Source organism: Streptomyces sp. NBC_00659, from assembly GCF_036226925.1.
Lineage (GTDB): Bacteria > Actinomycetota > Actinomycetes > Streptomycetales > Streptomycetaceae > Streptomyces.
Genome location: NZ_CP109031.1, coordinates 7401365 through 7418227, shown reverse-complemented (window position 1 = coordinate 7418227; position 16863 = coordinate 7401365). Strand labels below are relative to the sequence as shown.

Sequence of the window (16863 nt, the reverse complement as noted above, 5' to 3'; positions counted from 1 at the left end):
AAGGAGCCCGCCTGTGCCCCATCCCTCCACGCCCGACACCGAGACCGCGTTCGCCGAGGAGCTGAGCGTCGTACGTCCCGGGCTGTCGGCGCCGTACGCGGAGGCTCTGCCCGGTGCCCGGGCGGCCGTGCTGACCCGGCTGTGGCGCGCGCTGGCGTACGAGCCGCTGCCCTGGATCGCCCGCCGTGACACGGACCGTGAGGGTCTCACGCTGAGCCTGACGGACGGCCGGCGGCTGCGCGGGCCGCACGCCGACCCGTACGCGACCTCCGCCTATGTGACCGAAGTGCGGCTCGCCGGGCGGACGTACGACCGTCCGGAGCTGCTCGTCGACGCCCTCGGCGTACCGCACGGTCCCGCCTTCGCGGCCGAACTCGCGCACAGCGTCGCCTCCATGGCCCTGTCGCGGGCGGACCGGGCGGCGTCCTGGGGCACTTCCGAAGAGCCCGAGGCGAGCTGGGTGTGGGAACAGCGGATCGTCGACGGGCACCCGTATCACCCCAACTGCCGTGCGCGGCCCGGGTTCTCGGTGGCCGAACAGCTCGCGTACGGGCCGGAGCACCGGCCGTCGGTGGAGTTGGGCCTGGTGGCGGTGGACGGCTGTCTCGTCACGGGCGAGTGGCCGAAGTGGCTGCGGGACGGGGAGCGGGTGCTGATCCCGGTGCATCCCTGGCAGACCGCTCATGTGCTGGACGCCCCGGTCCAGGAGGGCTTCGCCGCTCACCCGTTGATGTCGCTGAGGACCCTCGCGGTGCCGGACGGGCCGCATGTGAAGACCGCGCTGAGTGCCCGGCTGACCTCGTCGGTGCGGGACATCTCGGTGTACTCGGTGGAAACGGCGGAGACGGTCTCGGCGTTCATGGAGGGGATGCTGGCGGTCCTGGACGTTCCGCTGCACATCACCCGTACCCTCGGCGCGGCCTCCGCCGGGTTCCCCGATCTCGCGGCGGTGGTGCGGGAGTCCCCGGACGGCTACGCGGACGCGGGCGAGAGGTGCGTGCCGGTAGCCGCCCTTCCGCTGACCTCGCTGCCCGAAAAGGCCTCCTGGCTGGCCGAGTTCACCCGTCTCGTCCTCACCACGGGGCTGCGGCTGCTGGAGTCGGGGGTGGCGCTGGAGGCGCACGGCCAGAACCTGCTCGTGATCCTCGACCGCGCGGGCTCCCCCGTCCGGCTCGTCTACCGCGACCTGGCCGACATCCGGGTGAGCCCGGCCCGGCTGGCCCGGCACGGCGTCCCGGCCCCGCGGCTGTCCGGGCGCATCGTGACGGACGACGAGACCGCTCTGCGCCGCAAGCTCTTCGGTTCCCTCGTCGGCGGTGCCCTGGGCGCGACGGCGGGTTCGACGGCCGCGCTCCGCGAGGCACTTGACAGCGTCGCGGCGGATCTCCCGCGCACCGCGGACCTTCCCGCGCTCCTCGGTGAGCCGCTCCCCGCCAAAGCGCTCACTTTGATGCGGCTCTCCCCCGAGACCCCCGGTGACCTGTGGACACGGCTTCCCCGGCCACTCGCCGGAGCCGGTATGTGATGTCGCGGGACACCTCTCGTTTTTACGAGCGGCACCTTTGATCAATAGGATCCGCCGATGATCACAAGACAACGGCTGGCGGCGGGCGCCTTCGCTCTGCTCGCCGCCCTGGCCGCCGGGATCGCCCACCCGGCCGGAGCGGTCGCCGACGAAACGACGGCGACCGCGCCCAAGGTCGAACTCCTGCTGGACGTCAGCGGTTCGATGCGGGCCCGGGACATCGACGGCGAGTCGCGGATGTCCGCGGCGAAGCAGGCGTTCAACGAAGTGCTCGACGCTACGCCGCAGGAGGTACTACTCGGCATCCGCACCCTCGGCGCCAACTACCCCGGGGACGACCGCAAGACCGGCTGCAAGGACACGGCCCAGCTCTACCCGGTGGGGACGCTGGACCGCACCGAGGCCAAGACCGCCGTCGCGACCCTCAGCCCGACCGGCTGGACCCCGATAGGACCCGCCCTGCTCAAGGCGGCCGACGACCTCGACGGCGGTGAGGGCACCCGTCGCATCGTGCTGATCAGCGACGGCGAGGACACCTGCCAGCCGCTCGACCCGTGCCAGGTGGCCCGCGAGATCGCCGCCAAGGGCATCGGCCTGACGATCGACACCCTGGGGCTGGTCCCCAACGTCAAGGTGAGCAGGCAGCTGAGCTGCATCGCCGAGGCCACCGGGGGCACGTACACCTCGGTGGAGCACAAGGAGCAGCTCAGCGACCGCGTCAACCAGCTGGTGGACCGCGCCGCCGATCCGGTGGTGAAGCCGGTGGCCGTGCAGGGTGCCGACTCGTGCACCGGGGCGCCCGCCGTCAAGTCGGGTCTCTACACCGACCGCGAGGAGTTCGCGCAGCACCGCTGGTACCGCGTGGAGGTCGCGCCGGGCAAGGAGCTGCGTGCCTCGGTGAGCATCGCGGCCGACCGTCAGGTCAACCGCGACTACGGGGTGCTGCTGCGCGCCGTCACCGTGCACGGCCGGGAGATCGTGCGCGGCGAGTCGGCCGGGAACGGCCGCACGGACGTCGTCTCGACCGGCCTGCGCTACCCGAAGGCGGAGAGCGACGACGAGGACGCGCCCGCAGAGGTCGTGTGCCTGCAGGTGTCCAACTCCTTCTCGGCCACGTCCGGCGTGAAGACCACGCCCGGTCTGCCGCTGGAACTGACGGTCGACGTCGTCGACGGCCCCGACCAGGCGAGTGACGTGGCCTCCTTCGGCCTCGGACGCGGCTGGTGGCTGCTCGGCGCCCTGGTGCTGACCGGCTTCCTCGCGGGTCTGCTGTGGGGCTGGATCTCTCGCTGGCGGTTCTCGGTCTGGAGGACCAACTGATGCGTATCCGACGTGTACTGAGCACCGCCGCCCTCCTCGCGGGGGTCGCCGCGGCGCCCGCGCTGCTCGGCGCGGCCGCCTCCCCGGCCCTCGCCGACTCCACGCCGTCCGCGAGCCCTTCGGGTGACGACTCCGCGCCCACCGAGGCCGGTACGTCCTTCCGTACGGCGACCGAGATCGAGCAGGGCGTGCAGGCCACGGCCGGCGCCTCCGCCGGTGACTACCTGTACTGGCAGTTCGCGGCGGACGCGGGGCAGCGCCCCACCGTGAAGGCGACGGTGAAGCTGCCCGAGGCGTCCAGGCGCGCAGGCGCCGAGACCTGGCAGATCGACGTGTACGACGGACTGCGGCGCCGTCAGGCCTGCCAGTACGGGGCGCAGACCCGGACGGCGGGGGCGGACGCGTCCTCCGTGGAGCTGTCCTGCACCCTGCGCACGGTGCGCGCCTGGTCGGAGACCTGGGCCAACGACCCGCTGCCGGGCACCTATTACGTCCGGCTCACCGCCACCGGTCTCGGCGCGGCCGATCTGGGTCTGCCGATGAGCGCGCAACTCCAGGTGGACTCCAAGGACATCGGCGGTTCGGCGGCGGTCGACGGCTCGCTCGCCGAGCCGTTGGTCCCGGGCATCGCCATCACGGCGGCGGAGAATCCCGAGGAGGACGGTTCCGACGACGCTTCCGGCTCCAGGACGGCGGTGCTGTCCTCGCTCCGGCCCGACGGCTCGGACTGGTGGTCCGACCGCTGGGTGTGGACCGCGATCGGCGGCGTCCTCGCGGCTCTCGCCGGTATCTGGGGGTACTCGCTGACGCAGGGCCGCGGGCGGCCCTCGCGGATTCCGCCGGGCGCCTGACCCGCAGGCCGTCGACCGAGGCCCGCGCCGCTCCCTGACGGGGAGCGGCGCGGGCCTCTCGTCTGCGGTACGGGGCAGGACGGAGCCGCGCGGGGCGGCGGGACGCGGGGCGGGGGGCGGCGGGACGGCGGGACGCGGGGCGGGTGCCCGTCCCGCCCCGGACGCGTCACGCCTGGCGGAGCGCTTCGGCCAGGGGTCCGTCGCCCGTCACGTCGACGCTCCGCCCGCGCAGCGCGTCGAGCAGCGTCAGGGCTCCCCGGTTCATGGCCTCGCACGCGCGCGCGTCCGGCGCCAGACGGGCGTCCGGCTCCCGCGGGGCCGGCCCGTCGCCGTAGAGCGGTCCCTCCCCGGCACCGAGCCACACATGGAACAGGCCTTCGTCCAGGCGGACTTCGACCAGCCCCTCCCCCGCCCCCGCGGCGTCCAGCTGGCGCAGCAGCGGCAGCGCGAACCAGTGGGCCCGTACGGCATCGGTGGGCCGCGGCTCGCCCAGCGCAGGCGCGCCCCACTCCCCGAGCGCCTGGAGGACGGGCAGCAGATCCCTTCCGCGGGCGGTGAGTTCGTAGACGTAGGCGGCGCCCGGAGGCGGCAGACGCCGACGGCCGGCCAGCCCGTCGCGCTCCATGTCCTTGAGCCGGGAGGCGAGGACGTCGGTGCTGACGCCCGGCAGATCGGCGTGCAGATCGGTGTACCGGCGCGGTCCGCCGAGCAGTTCGCGGACGATCAGGAGGGTCCACCGGTCCCCGACCGCGTCGAGGGCGCGGGCGGCGGAACAGTACTGGTCGTAGCTTCGGCGCACTGGCATGTGAGGCAGTCTAGCTATCTTGTTGGACTTTCCAAGCTCATACTTGGTAAAACCAAGCAACACCACAACCGGAGGGCGCAGCGCATGGAGTTCCGGCAGTCGAGCAAGCTCAGCGAGGTCTGTTACGAGATCCGCGGCCCGGTGATCGAGCACGCCGACGCACTGGAGGCGGCGGGCCACAGCGTGCTGCGCCTGAACACCGGCAATCCCGCCCTCTTCGGTTTCGAGGCGCCGGAGGAGATCGTCCAGGACATGATCCGGATGCTGCCCCGGGCGCACGGCTACACCGACTCGCGCGGCATCCTGTCCGCCCGCCGAGCCGTCGCCCAGCGCTACCAGGACCGGGGCCTGGAGGTCGGCGTGGACGACGTCTTCCTCGGCAACGGTGTCTCGGAGCTGATCTCCATGGCCGTACAGGCCCTGGTCGAGGACGGTGACGAAGTCCTCGTCCCCGCCCCGGACTACCCGCTGTGGACCGCGGTCACAACGCTCGCCGGCGGCAAGGCCGTTCACTATCTCTGCGACGAACAGTCCGACTGGTACCCGGACCTGGACGACATGGCGGCGAAGATCACCGACCGGACCCGCGCGGTCGTCATCATCAACCCCAACAACCCGACGGGCGCGGTCTATCCGAAGGAGATCGTCGAGGGCATCCTCGATCTCGCGCGACGCCACGGCCTGATGGTGTTCGCCGACGAGATCTACGACCAGATCCTGTACGACGACGAAGTCCACCACTCGGCCGCGGCCCTCGCCCCCGACCTGGTCGTCCTCACCTTCTGCGGGCTGTCGAAGACCTACCGCGTCGCCGGCTTCCGTTCCGGCTGGATGGTCGTCACGGGCCCCAAGCGGCACGCGAGCAGCTATCTGGAGGGGCTGACGATGCTGGCCTCCATGCGGCTGTGCGCCAACGCCCCGGCGCAGTACGCCATCCAGGCCGCGCTCGGCGGCCGCCAGTCGATCCACGAGCTGACCGGGCCCGGCGGCCGGCTCCGCGAGCAGCGCGACCGCGCCTGGGAGAAGCTCAACGAGATCCCCGGGGTCTCGTGCGTGAAACCCAAGGGCGCGCTGTACGCGTTCCCGCGCATCGACCCGGCCGTGCATCCGATCCACGACGACGAGAAGTTCGTCCTGGACCTGCTGCTGCGCGAGAAGATCCAGGTCGTCCAGGGGACCGGCTTCAACTGGCCGCGCCCCGACCACTTCCGCATCCTCACGCTCCCGCACGCCGACGACCTGGACGCGGCGATCGGCCGGATCGGGCGGTTCCTGAGCGGGTACCGGCAGGAGAAGGGCTGAGGTGCCGGGTGGGCCGACCGGAGGATCCGGTGCTGCGGTCCGGCCCGCCCGGTGTCACCGTACGAGGGACAGCAGCCGACGCAGGGACGGAAAGGCACGGCGATGGGTGACCTGCTCCTCGTACGGCACGGTGAGACCGAATGGTCGATGTCCGGGCGGCACACGGGGTCGACCGATGTCCCGCTGACCGACAACGGCCGCGAACAGGCGCGGCGGCTCCGTCCGCTGATCGCCCGGCACCACATCGCGGCCGCGTTCGTCAGCCCGATGCGCCGGGCGCGGGAGACGGCCGAGCTGGCCGGGATCGGCCACGCGCGCGTCGACGCGGACCTGCGCGAGTGGGACTACGGCGGGTACGAGGGGGTCACGACCGTCGAGATCCACCGGGAGCGGCCCGACTGGTTCCTGTTCACCGACGGTGTCTCCCCCGGGCCGCCCGAACACCCGGGGGAGAACGCGGACGAGGTCGGGGCGCGCGCCGAGCGGGTGCTGGCCCGGATCGACGCGGCGCTCTCCGAGTCGGAGGGCAGCGTGGTCGTCGTCTCGCACGGCCACTTCCTGCGGGTGCTGACCGCGCGGCGGCTCGGTCTGAGCGCCCGGTCCGGCGCCCTCTTCCAGCTCGCCACCGGGACGATGAGCCGGCTCAGCACGGAGCACCGCCGGCACGTCGTGGCCGGCTGGAATGTCAGACCCGACGCGTACTGTTCCCATGACTTCCCCTCCTCGGCGGGAGAGGGAGTGGAGGAACACTGAGCCGCGGCCGGGCCGGAGCGCCGTGGCACCACCGGGTGGTGGAGGGAGCGCGCCGTGACACGACCGCCGACCGCCGCGCAGCGGCACGTCATCGAGGCAGCCGACCCCGTGACCGGGCGACTGAAGGGCACGGAGGCCCAGCTCGCCGCCCTGGTGAAGCGCGGGCTCGCCTTCCGCCATCCTCGTCCCCCGCGCGACCACTTCCTGACCCCGGCCGGGCACCGGCTGCGCGAGACGCCCGGTGCTTCGGACGATGCCGGCGCTCCGGAGCCGTCCGCTCCGGCGGCGTCGGGGGTGTTCGCGGCGCGGACCGGCGGCGAGGAGGGGCCCGAGGCGGGCCCCGCGCGGCTGAGAGAGGTGCGCAGCGCCTGGCAGGGGCTCCTGGAGCTGCGCCGGATGACCCGTCCGGACGGCGCGACCGACCTTCCGTGCGCCTGGGAGCGTACGCATCTGGTGCAGGCCGCGGCACTCGCGCTGGAGGCGGCCGGTCACCGGCCCGCCGGAGCGGAGGGCGGGGGCTACCGCGTACGGCCGACACCGCAGCCGGAGGCCATCGCCGTGCACGAGCCGGACCCCGGGGCACTGCGGGCCTGCGCGGCGGCCCTGGAGAAGGCGGGCTGGCAGGCCGGTGAGCACACGGAGCCGCGCACGGGCGCCCGGTACGTCCTGGCCTCACCCCGGCGAGCGTGAGACGCGCCGGGGCACCGTTCAAGCCGTTGACGCCGTCAGAATCATCGCAGTCGTCGCAGTGATCGAGAGGACAGTCGTGGCAGAACCGTTTTCCGTCCCCGTGACCGTTCGCGGGTACGAGACCGATGTGCAGGGGCATCTCAACCAGAGCGTGTATCTCCAGTACGCCGAGCACGCCCGCTGGTCGCTGCTGCACGCGTCCGGGATCGGTCAGGCCGATCTGGCGGCCCGCAGGGTGGGCCCTGTCGTGCTGGAGACGACGATCCGCTACCGGCGTGAACTGCTCGCGGGCGACGACGTCGAGGTCACGTGCGCCTTCCTCTGGGGGACGGGCAAGAGCTTCCGCGTGGAGCAGACCATCATCAAGGCGGACGGCACCGTGGCCGCCGAGATCACGGCGGTCGCTGGTCTGATGGACCTCACGGAACGCAGACTGCTGCCCGACGCCCGGAAGCACTTCGCGTCGATGGCCACCGACCCGGCCTTCTACGAGAACTGAGCCCCCGCACCTCTCTGCCGGACCCGACCCGCGAGCACGGCGGCTCTCCGGTGCCCCGACCGGCCTGAACCGACCGGCCGGCCTAAGCTTCGCTTTTCCTGTACGCCGCGCAGCGAATGGGCGTCGATCCGGCAGCTTGTGCGGTAATCGAAGACAGTCGGCCCGGCGTCAAGGCCGCCCGTGCTGCCCACCCTGGTCAGCGAGCAATGACCTTCCGTCAGCCCTCGATCGTCACCGTGGAGGCGGGCGCGGGCCGCGCGCCGTGAACCGGCACGGCCTTTTCGAGAAGGGTGAACGACTTGCGTATGCCGCCCGGTTGGGGCTTGCCCGCCTTGTGTCCGACGACCTGATATCCGGCGTTCAGGTAGTACGAGTTCAGGCGCGTATTTCCGGCGAGACAGTCCAGGCGCACCAACGCCCGCCCTGCCGCGGCTACACGACGCTCGGCGGCCTGGAGCAGCAGCCGCCCCGTTCCCGGCGGAGCATTGGTCCGGTCCACCATGAGGCGGTGGACGTAACCGGCCAGGGGTGGTTGTGGCCCCCAGGCGTCTTCATCAGCCCACCACAGCTCCCAAGCCCCGACCAAACGGTCGACGGTTTCCGCGACCCAGACCTCTCCGCTCGTCATGACTTGGCGGAAGTGTCCCTCGTCCAGTTCACCTGGCTGCCACTGGCCGGTGATCCCCTGAGCGAGCATCCATCGAGCGGCATCGTCACGTAGACGAACGATGGAAGCCAAGTCGGCATCAGCGGCGAAGCGAAATCGTATGCCGTTCACATCGCGATCTTCCCACGGAAGCGAACCACCCTGGCGGTGCCGACAGCCACGCGATGCCGTACTTCGGGTGGTGCAAGCCTTGGTTCCCTGTCAGAGCGAGCAGAGGCACGATTGTTGCCACGTAGGCAGACTTGTTGCCGCCGCGGCTGGGTTGGTGAGCGTTGCAACCAGTTGAGCGTTGACGCCAGTTGAGGTGGCAGTGGACTGTCGGTGGCTGGTGGCTGGATCATCGGCATGGTTTTCGTACGGACGACTCCGCCGCGGCCCGTGCGGGGGACCGTTGCCGTGGCCGGCCGCCTTCACCCCGCACGGGCGGCACTGCCTGGAGCGGTGGAGTTCCTAGGCGTCGAGCAACTCCGGCCGGTGCTCTGCGTCGTAGGCCGCGCGGGACTCGGCGATGGTGACGCGGTTCCGCTCGGCCCAGTCGGTCAGGGAGAGCAGTGTGGCGTGCAACTCCCGGGCCACCGGGGTCAGTTCGTACTCCACCTTTGGCGGCACCGTGGGATGCACGGTGCGGGTGACGAGGCCGTCGCGTTCGAGATTGCGCAGGGTCAGCGTCAGCATCCGGCGGCTGATCCCCTCGATGCTGCGCTCCAGTTCCGTGAAGCGGATCGGACCGTGCGCGGCGGCCACGATGATCAGCACGCTCCATTTTCCCGCGACCCTGTCAAGAACCTCGCGGACCGGGCACGCCTGCGCGAGCACTGCCTGCGAGGTAACACCGGTGTTCCCCTGGGACATCGAAGTGCCTCCTTATGCCGGTCTCCATGGTCACTGACGATGTACCCCGTTACAAGTCGTGCACCAAGGGAGAACGTCCATGGATCCGACACCGTCCATGGAGAACACGGAGGTCACCGTCATGCTGCCCCGGACCGGACCGGCGAACCCGTCGACACCCCGAACACCTTCCCGGTGGGCCGCGCTCGCCGTCCTGTGCGCGGGCACGCTGATGACGATCCTGGACGGGAACATCGTCACCGTGGCCATGCCCGCGATCCAGGGGGACCTCGGCTTCTCCGCTCCCGGGCTCGCCTGGGTCGTGAACGCCTATCTGATCCCGTTCGGCGGACTGCTGCTGCTCGCGGGGAGGCTCGGCGACCTGGTGGGACGCAGGCGGATGTTCACGGCCGGCCTCGCGGTGTTCACGGCGGCCTCCGTGCTGTGCGGGGTCGCCGACGGGCAGGGCACGCTGATCGCCGCCCGCGCCCTCCAGGGCGCCGGCGGGGCGATGACCTCGGCCGTCGTCCTCGGCATGCTGGTGGCACTCTTCCCCGAGCCCCGCGAACAGGGCCGCGCCATCGCGGTGTTCAGCGCGGTCGGTGCCGCGGGCGGGGCGCTCGGCACCTTCCTCGGTGGTGCGCTGACGCAGACCCTCGGCTGGCACTGGATCTTTCTGATCAACCTGCCGATCGGCGTGTCGGCCTGGGTCGCCGCGCTCCGGATCCTCGCCCCCGACAAGGGGTCCGGCCTCGGCCGGGGCGCCGACTTCCCCGGCGCCGCCCTGGTCACCGGCGCTCTGATGCTGACCGTGTACACGATCGTCGGCTCCGGCGAGCGGGGCCTCGGCGGCACCCTCGCCCTCGGCGCGCTCACCCTCGCCCTCTTCGCCGGGTTCACCGTCCGTCAGGCGCGGGCGGCCCGCCCCCTGCTGCGGCTGCGCCTGCTGCGCTCCCGGACCCTGGCGAGCGCGAACGGCGTGCAGATCCTGATGATCGCCGGGATGTACGGCTTCCAGTACATCGGCGCCCTCTACCTCCAACGGGTGCTCGGCTACGGCGAGTTGCTCACCGGAACGGCGTTCCTGCCCGCGCCGGTGGTCATCGGCGCGCTGATGCTGAGTCTGTCGGCGCGCACGGTCGCCCGCTTCGGCCCGTACCGCGTCCTGCTCGCCGGACTCGCCCTCATCACGGCCGGTCTGGCCCTGCTGGGCCGCGTCCCGACCGAGGGGGCGTACCTCACCGACGTGCTGCCCGCGCTCCTCCTGCTCTCCGCGGGATTCGCGGCCGCGATGCCCGCGGTGACGGGACTCGCGATGTCGGGTGCCCGCGCCGAGGACGCCGGCCTGGCCTCCGGACTCTTCAACACCACACAGGTGGTGGGGGGTTCACTGGGTCTCGCCGTGCTGACGACACTGGCGGCGGGCCGCACCGAGCGCCTGACCGGTGCGGGCGAGGACATCGTGGCGGCGACGGCGGACGGCTACCGGCTGGCGTTCACGGTGGCCACGGTCATCGCGGCGACGGCCCTGACGCTGACGGCCGCCCTCCTGCGCCCCGGGCGGGACTCCTCGACCGCCTCGGCGGAGGAAGAACCTCCTCACAAGCCCTCTTCCGCCGGCCCGACGGCGTCGGGCGTACGGATGGGCACCGGAACCTGATTGAAGCCGTAGTAGATCGCGAGCAGCCCGTGGGCGGCCAGGGTCAGCGGCGCCGAGACGAAGGACAGCGCGACCGTCGCCGGATAGGCGAGGGAGCCGAGGGCGAAGCGGACGCGGGTGCGCCGGGCGGCTTCCACATCGACGCGGCTGTCGAGAAGGCGCCCGGTGCGGGTGAGGTGCCACCACACCGCCTGGAACGCGAGGGCCATGACCACCATGACCAAGCTGTAGACGGCTGCGGCGACATGGGACGCCTCGCCCTCGCGCAGATACTCCGCGAGCATCGCCGTCGGCCAGGGAATGGCGGCCACCACCATCAGCAGGAGCAGGTTCAGGAACATCAGGGTGCGGTCGACCCGAGCGACGTAACCGAACACCTGGTGGTGGTTGATCCACATGATGCCGATCACCAGGAAGCTGACGACGTAGGCGGCGTAGGAGGGCCACTGCTCTCCGAGCGCGTGCCACAGTCCGCCGTCCTCACCGGCTTCGGGGACCTTGATCTCCAGGATCAGCAAGGTGATGGCGATGGCGAAGACGCCGTCGCTGAAGGCCTCCACGCGGCCCGACTCGTTCATGCCCGACTCTCCCCGTTGTGACCGCGTCCTCACGTGGTTTCCGCACATGGGTTCCGCGGGACCTGTGTGCTGTCCGTGCCGTTCGCGCGCTCCGACCGTAGCCCAGCGCGGTTCGACATTCGGCCCCGGAGCGTCAACTCGCCTTCCCCTGACGGGTATACGTCGCCCTCAATCTCTGGTAGGAAACTTTCCTAACAGTACGCCCAACACCACTCCCCCATCGGAGGTACCGTGCACACCCCCCACATAGGCACGTCGCGGCGCACCCTGCTCACCCTGATCGGAGCCTCATTGGTGGCAGGCCCCCTCATCGCCACCCAGACCGCGACCGCCGCTCCGGTCGGCCTGGACGACTCGGCGAAGAAGGAGATCGCCATGAAGCTGGTCTCCAGCGCGGAGAACTCCTCGCTGGACTGGAAGGCGCAGTACAAGTACATCGAGGACATCGGTGACGGGCGCGGCTACACCGCCGGCATCATCGGCTTCTGCTCCGGCACCCACGACATGCTCGACCTCGTCGAGCTGTACACGCAGCGCAAGCCCGGCAACGTCCTGGCCAAGTACCTGCCCGCGCTGCGCGAGGTCGACGGCAGCGACTCCCACGAGGGCCTGGACCCCGGCTTCCCGGCCGACTGGCGCCGGGCCGCCCAGGACTCGGCGTTCCAGCAGGCCCAGAACGACGAGCGCGACCGCGTCTACTTCAACCCCGCCGTACGGCAGGGCAAGGCCGACGGCATCGGCGCCCTCGGCCAGTTCACGTACTACGACGCCATCGTGATGCACGGCGACGGCGGCGACAGCACCAGCTTCGGCAACATCCGTCGGCGCGCCCTGACCAGGGCCAGGCCGCCGGCCCAGGGCGGCGACGAGGTGACGTATCTGAACGCCTTCCTCGACGCACGTGTGTGGGCCATGAAGCAGGAGGAGGCCCACTCCGACACCAGCCGCGTCGACACCGCACAGCGGGTCTTCGTCCGCAACCGGAACCTGAACCTCAACACACCGCTGGACTGGAAGGTCTACGGCGACAGCTACCACATCGGCTGACGGGCCCGACAGGGCAAGGGCGCGGCACGTTCCTCGTGCCGCGCCCTCCGCGCGCCGTTCACCTCCATAAGTCCGTCCACTCCCCGGATCGTTCGCCCTCGGGATCGTTCGGTCTTCTCAGCGGGCGGGTACTGCCTTGAGGTCCTCACCCGCCTCCATGGGGTGGGTCACCTCGCCCGCGTTCTCGCGCCCTCTGCCGAGGTGGTTGAAGACGAGGTTGAGGACGACGGCCGCGAGGCAGCCCGTCGAGATACCGGAGTCGAGGACGATCCGTACGGTCTCCGGGAACGCGTGGTAGAACGCGGGCGCGGTAATCGGGATGATGCCGACCGCGAGGGAAACGGCCACGATCAGCACGTTGTTGTCCTTCTCCAGGCCCGCCCTGACCAGGGTCTGGATACCGCTGGCCGCGACCGAGCCGAAGAGGACGACACCCGCTCCGCCGAGTACCGGGCGCGGGACGACGGCGATCAGCGACGCGGCCATCGGGCACAACCCCATCAGCACCAGGAAGCCGCCGCCGGTGGCGACGACGTACCGGCTGCGGATCCTCGTCATCGCGACGAGGCCGATGTTCTGGGCGAAGGCGCTGCACATGAAGCCGTTGAAGAGCGGGCTCAGCGCCGAGCCGAGGGTATCGGCCCGCAGTCCGGCCGCGATGGTCTTCTCATCGGCAGGGCGCTCGACGATCTCACCCAACGCCAGCATGTCGGCGGTCGATTCGGTCATCGAGACGACCATCACCACGCAGAGCCAGAGGATCGCGGCGAGCTGGAACTGCGGGGCGCCGAAGTGGAACGGCGTCGGGAAGCCGACCACGTCCGCGTCGGCCACCGGCCCGAAATCCGTGACGCCGAGGGGGATCGCGACGAGCGTGCCGATGACCAGGCCGAGCAGGACCGCGATCTGTTTGACGAAGCCGCGGGTGAACCGGCGCAGCAGCAGGACGATGACGAGCGTCGTCGCCGCGAGGCCCAGATAGGCCCGCGAACCGTAGTCGTCCGCCGCGGGGTTCGGGCCCTGCGCCCAGCCGAAGGCGACCGGCAGCAGCGAGACGCCGATGAGCGTGATCACGCTGCCGGTGACGACGGGCGGGAAGAAGCGGACGGCCTTGCTGAAGAAGGGGGTCGCGATGAATCCGAGGACGCCGGCGACGATGACCGCGCCGAAGATGATCGGCAGGGCGTCGCTCTTGTCCTTGGCGGAGGCGGCGACCGCCGTCATGGGTGCGACGCCGGCGAAGGTGACGCCGTTGACGAAGGGCAGCCGGGCTCCGATCTTCCAGAAACCGATGGTCTGCAGGAAGGTGGCGAGCCCCGCGGTGAACAGGCAGGCGCCGGTGAGGAAGGTGAGTTCGGTGGCGGAGAGACCGACCGCCGCGCCGACGATCAGGGGTGGGGCGACGACTCCGGCGTACATGGCGGCCACGTGCTGCAGACCGCTGGTCGCCATCTTCAGGGCGGGCAGTTTCTCGTCGACCGGGTGCTTCGACCGGCCGGTCGATCCAGTCCCTTCGGCTGATCCGGTTGCTCCAGTTGTTCCAGTTGTTCCAGTTGGTCGTGCATCGGTGCTGGGCTCGGGCTGGGCGGCCACGGCGGCTCCTCCGGTCGGGTACACGTCGCCGTCGACGTGGGTGTCAGGGAGGTGATGCGCGGTCGTGCGGGACCGGGACGACGCCCGTCGCGCGGACATGGTGTCCGGCGGCGGAGACCGTTCCGGGGCGCGCACGTCCATGCACGCCCCGGCTACGGCCGCCATGGACCCCGCTCGGGTCCATGGCTACCGGCCGAGGGCCGTCCCCCTCTGCCGGAGTTCTGCGGTGATCAGGCCTGCGCGGCGATCCGAGCCAGGCGCTGTGCCTCGTCCCGCGTCGAGCGGGCGATGACGTCCTCGTCGACGGTGAGGAGCCGGCTGTCCTCGACGACCGGCTTTCCGTTCACGAGCGAGAGGGTGACCGGGGCGGCGGCGCCGAGGACGAGCGCCGCCACCGGGTCGGCGATCGAGGCGTGCGCCAGGGTGTCGAGTCTCCACAGCACGAGGTCGGCGAGCTTGCCGGCCTCCAGGGAGCCGATCTGGCTTGCCCGGCCCAGGACTTGGGCCCCTCCGTAGGTGCCGAGGCGCAGCGCCTGACGGGCGTTCAGGGCCGCCTCGCGGTGGGCGCCGAGCCGGTTGATGAGCAGGGCGTTGCGCAGCTCGGTGTGGAGTTCGCCGGACTCGTTCGACGCGCTGCCGTCGACGCCGAGGCCGACCGGGACGCCGGCCGCCAGCATGTCGGGGACCCGGGCGATGCCCGCGGCCAGGCGGGCGTTGGAGGAGGGGCAGTGGGCAACGCCCGTCCTCGTACGGGCGAAGGCGGCGATGTCGGAGTCGTTCATGTGGACGCAGTGCGCCATCCACACGTCCTCGCCGAGCCAGCCGGTCGACTCGAAGTAGTCGGTCGGGCCCATGCCGAACAGTTCCTTGCAGAACTGCTCCTCCTCCACGGTCTCCGAACCGTGGGTGTGCAGCCGTACCCCCTTGCGGCGGGCCAACTCGGCGCCCTGCCTCATGAGTTCGGTGGAGACGGAGAAGGGCGAGCAGGGTGCGACGGCGATCTGGGTCATGCTGTCGAAGGATGCGTCGTGGTGCTCGTCGACGGTCGCCTCGGTGGCGGCCAGCGCCCCTTCGAGGGTCTCGACGGCGAAGTCCGGCGGCAGTCCGCCGTCCTTCTCGCTGCGGTCCATGGAGCCGCGGGCGAGGGTGAAGCGGACGCCGGTCTCGCGGGCGGCCCGGATGACGGCGCCGGACAGGTCGCCGGAGCCCTGGGGGAAGACGTAGTGGTGGTCCATGGCGGTGGTGACACCGCCGCGGGCCAGCATGGCGAGGGAGCCCTGGGCGGCCGCGTGGACCATGGGCTCGTCGATGCGGGCCCAGGTCGGGTAGAGCGCGACGAGCCAGTCGAAGAGGTTGTGGTCCGTGGCGAGGCCGCGGGTGATCCACTGATAGAAGTGGTGATGGGTGTTGACCAGGCCGGGGGTGGCCAGGTGGCCGGTGCCGTCGACACGGCGGACCACGTTCTCCAGGTTCTCGGGGGCCTTTCCGGAGCCCACCGACTCGATCGTGTTGCCGGCGACGACGATGTGCCCCGAGGCGTACTCGGTGTCGCCCGCGTCCACGGTCGCGATGGCGCAGTTCTCGATGACGATGCGCTGGACTGCCACTGCGGTTCCTCGTTCTTCCCGTCGGCGGTCGGACCCGGGGGCCGAGCGGGGTGACGACCGGGTCCGTGGTGCTGTGGTTGCGCAGATGCCCCCGCTCTCCCCTGGGATGTGACGCCGGCGCCCGCGTCGGGGATACAGCGGCAGTACCGCGGGGGCGGTCCGGGTGGACCGCCGGGTGCGGTCCTACAGGTTGGTGAGGTCCACCGGGATGCGCGGGTCGCGGCCGTCGCGCAGGACGGTGGCCTCGATGAGCCCGTACGGACGGTCGGCCGCGAGGTAGACCTCGTTGTCGTTCTCGAGGCCGAACGGCGTCAGGTCGACCAGGAAGTGGTGCTTGTTCGGGAGCGAGAAGCGGACCTCGTCGATCTCGTCCCGGTGGTCGATGATCCGCGCGCCCATCTCGTACAGGGTCTGCTGGAGCGAGAGGGAGTAGGTGTCCGCGAAGGCCTGGAGCATGTGCTTCCTGACCTCGTCGTAGGACTTGTCCCAGTCGGGCATCCGCTGCTCGTCGCCGCTCCAGCCGAAGCGCCAGCGGCTGGAGACCTGGGTGGCCAGGATGCGGTCGTGGGCCTCCTGGAGCGTCGTGTACCTGTCCTTGACGTAGCCCCAGAACTCGGAGTTCGTCGAGTTCATCACGACGAGGTCCTTCAGGCCCGAGACGACCTCCCACGCCTCACCGTCGTAGGTGATCTGGGTGACGCGGGTCTCCTGGCCCTTGCGGACGAAGGAGTGCCGGGCCTCGTCCGCGCCGGCGGCCCGGGATGCGCCGTCCGGGGCCTCGATGCGCTCCCAGGCGTACTCCTCGATCCGGACGCGCGCCCGCTGGATCGGTTCCTGGCTGGTCACGAAGTGCCGGGCGAGATGGATGCCGAACTGCTCGGCGGACTCGATGCCGTGCTCCTTGGCGAAGGCGTACACCGTGTTCTTGGTGGTGTCCGTCGGCAGGACGTTCGCGTTGGAGCCGGAGAGGTGGACCTCGTCCATGTCGCCGCTCAGCGCGACGGACACGTTCAGGTCCTTGATGTGGTGCGTGGCGCCGTCGCGGGTGATCCTGACGACGCGGTTCTCGGCCTTGCCGTACTGGTTCTGTCCCAGGAGCACCGGGCGGCCCTGGCGGGATGGTTCGGTCATGTCT

The 16863-nt window shown here is 70.9% G+C and carries 17 protein-coding genes; 10 read left to right on the top strand and 7 right to left on the bottom strand.

Annotated features, from left to right (window positions below):
* Positions 1–13 precede the first annotated feature (13 nt).
* The 3 genes from OG410_RS32360 to OG410_RS32350 are packed head-to-tail and all read left to right on the top strand — an operon-like array spanning position 14 to position 3696.
* Positions 14–1525, top strand: coding sequence for an IucA/IucC family protein (locus OG410_RS32360; RefSeq protein ID WP_329302339.1), 1512 nt, complete (start codon positions 14–16; stop codon positions 1523–1525).
* A 57-nt stretch (positions 1526–1582) separates the two neighbouring features.
* Complete coding sequence (locus OG410_RS32355; RefSeq protein WP_329302338.1) at positions 1583–2845, top strand: VWA domain-containing protein; 1263 nt, start codon at positions 1583–1585, stop codon at positions 2843–2845.
* Entirely contained in the window at positions 2845–3696 is an 852-nt protein-coding gene (locus OG410_RS32350) for a hypothetical protein (RefSeq protein ID WP_329302337.1), read from the top strand. The genes OG410_RS32355 and OG410_RS32350 overlap by 1 nt, the downstream gene beginning before the upstream one ends.
* Positions 3697–3862: 166 nt before the next feature.
* On the opposite strand, the gene OG410_RS32345 is transcribed toward OG410_RS32350, so the two are convergent.
* Positions 3863–4501 (bottom strand): winged helix-turn-helix transcriptional regulator, encoded by a 639-nt coding sequence (locus tag OG410_RS32345; RefSeq protein WP_329302336.1) that lies wholly within the window; start codon positions 4499–4501, stop codon positions 3863–3865.
* Positions 4502–4585: 84 nt separating this feature from the next.
* On the opposite strand from OG410_RS32345, the gene OG410_RS32340 reads away from it, so the two are divergent.
* The 5 genes from OG410_RS32340 to OG410_RS42665 all read left to right on the top strand — a co-directional run bounded on the left by OG410_RS32340 (position 4586) and on the right by OG410_RS42665 (position 8011).
* Positions 4586–5803 (top strand): pyridoxal phosphate-dependent aminotransferase, encoded by a 1218-nt coding sequence (locus tag OG410_RS32340; protein ID WP_329302335.1) that lies wholly within the window; start codon positions 4586–4588, stop codon positions 5801–5803.
* A 102-nt stretch (positions 5804–5905) separates the two neighbouring features.
* Positions 5906–6556 carry a histidine phosphatase family protein gene (locus OG410_RS32335; RefSeq protein ID WP_329302334.1) on the top strand — a complete coding sequence of 217 codons (651 nt, stop codon included), beginning with the start codon at positions 5906–5908 and terminating at the stop codon, positions 6554–6556.
* Positions 6557–6610: 54 nt separating this feature from the next.
* On the top strand, positions 6611–7246 hold the full coding sequence (locus OG410_RS32330) for a hypothetical protein (protein ID WP_329302333.1): 636 nt from the start codon (positions 6611–6613) through the stop codon (positions 7244–7246).
* Positions 7247–7322: 76 nt separating this feature from the next.
* On the top strand, positions 7323–7745 hold the full coding sequence (locus OG410_RS32325; protein ID WP_329302332.1) for an acyl-CoA thioesterase: 423 nt from the start codon (positions 7323–7325) through the stop codon (positions 7743–7745).
* A 98-nt stretch (positions 7746–7843) separates the two neighbouring features.
* Positions 7844–8011, top strand: a complete 168-nt coding sequence (locus tag OG410_RS42665; protein ID WP_443063921.1) for a hypothetical protein — start codon at positions 7844–7846, stop codon at positions 8009–8011.
* On the opposite strand, the gene OG410_RS32315 is transcribed toward OG410_RS42665, so the two are convergent.
* Together OG410_RS32315 and OG410_RS32310 are read right to left on the bottom strand one after the other, a co-directional pair.
* A complete protein-coding gene (locus tag OG410_RS32315) occupies positions 7963–8523 on the bottom strand; it encodes a GNAT family N-acetyltransferase (RefSeq protein WP_329302331.1) in 561 nt (186 codons plus the stop codon). The two genes, OG410_RS42665 and OG410_RS32315, sit on opposite strands and share 49 nt — an antisense overlap.
* A gap of 339 nt (positions 8524–8862) precedes the next feature.
* Positions 8863–9264 carry a winged helix-turn-helix transcriptional regulator gene (locus tag OG410_RS32310; protein ID WP_326784745.1) on the bottom strand — a complete coding sequence of 134 codons (402 nt, stop codon included), beginning with the start codon at positions 9262–9264 and terminating at the stop codon, positions 8863–8865.
* 211 nt (positions 9265–9475) lie between these two features.
* On the opposite strand from OG410_RS32310, the gene OG410_RS32305 reads away from it, so the two are divergent.
* Positions 9476–10903 (top strand): MFS transporter, encoded by a 1428-nt coding sequence (locus tag OG410_RS32305; RefSeq protein ID WP_443063920.1) that lies wholly within the window; start codon positions 9476–9478, stop codon positions 10901–10903.
* Here the strand turns inward: OG410_RS32305 and OG410_RS32300 are convergent.
* The gene (locus OG410_RS32300) at positions 10843–11481 is read right to left on the bottom strand and encodes a TMEM175 family protein (RefSeq protein ID WP_329302330.1); all 639 of its coding nucleotides are present in this window, start codon (positions 11479–11481) and stop codon (positions 10843–10845) included. The two genes, OG410_RS32305 and OG410_RS32300, sit on opposite strands and share 61 nt — an antisense overlap.
* 231 nt (positions 11482–11712) lie before the next feature.
* Between OG410_RS32300 and OG410_RS32295 the strand changes: the two genes are divergently transcribed.
* Positions 11713–12528: a chitosanase gene (locus OG410_RS32295; protein ID WP_329302329.1), complete on the top strand. Its 816-nt coding sequence runs from the start codon at positions 11713–11715 to the stop codon at positions 12526–12528.
* Positions 12529–12645: 117 nt separating this feature from the next.
* Here the strand turns inward: OG410_RS32295 and OG410_RS32290 are convergent, their stop codons facing one another.
* From OG410_RS32290 to pucL, 3 genes are all read right to left on the bottom strand, one after another.
* Positions 12646–13980, bottom strand: a complete 1335-nt coding sequence (locus OG410_RS32290) for a nucleobase:cation symporter-2 family protein (RefSeq protein ID WP_443063820.1) — start codon at positions 13978–13980, stop codon at positions 12646–12648.
* Between the two features lie 371 nt (positions 13981–14351).
* Entirely contained in the window at positions 14352–15728 is a 1377-nt protein-coding gene (locus OG410_RS32285) for an 8-oxoguanine deaminase (RefSeq protein ID WP_329302328.1), read from the bottom strand.
* Positions 15729–15911: 183 nt separating this feature from the next.
* Positions 15912–16859, bottom strand: a complete 948-nt coding sequence (gene pucL / locus OG410_RS32280; protein WP_329302327.1) for a factor-independent urate hydroxylase — start codon at positions 16857–16859, stop codon at positions 15912–15914.
* Positions 16860–16863: the final 4 nt, after the last annotated feature.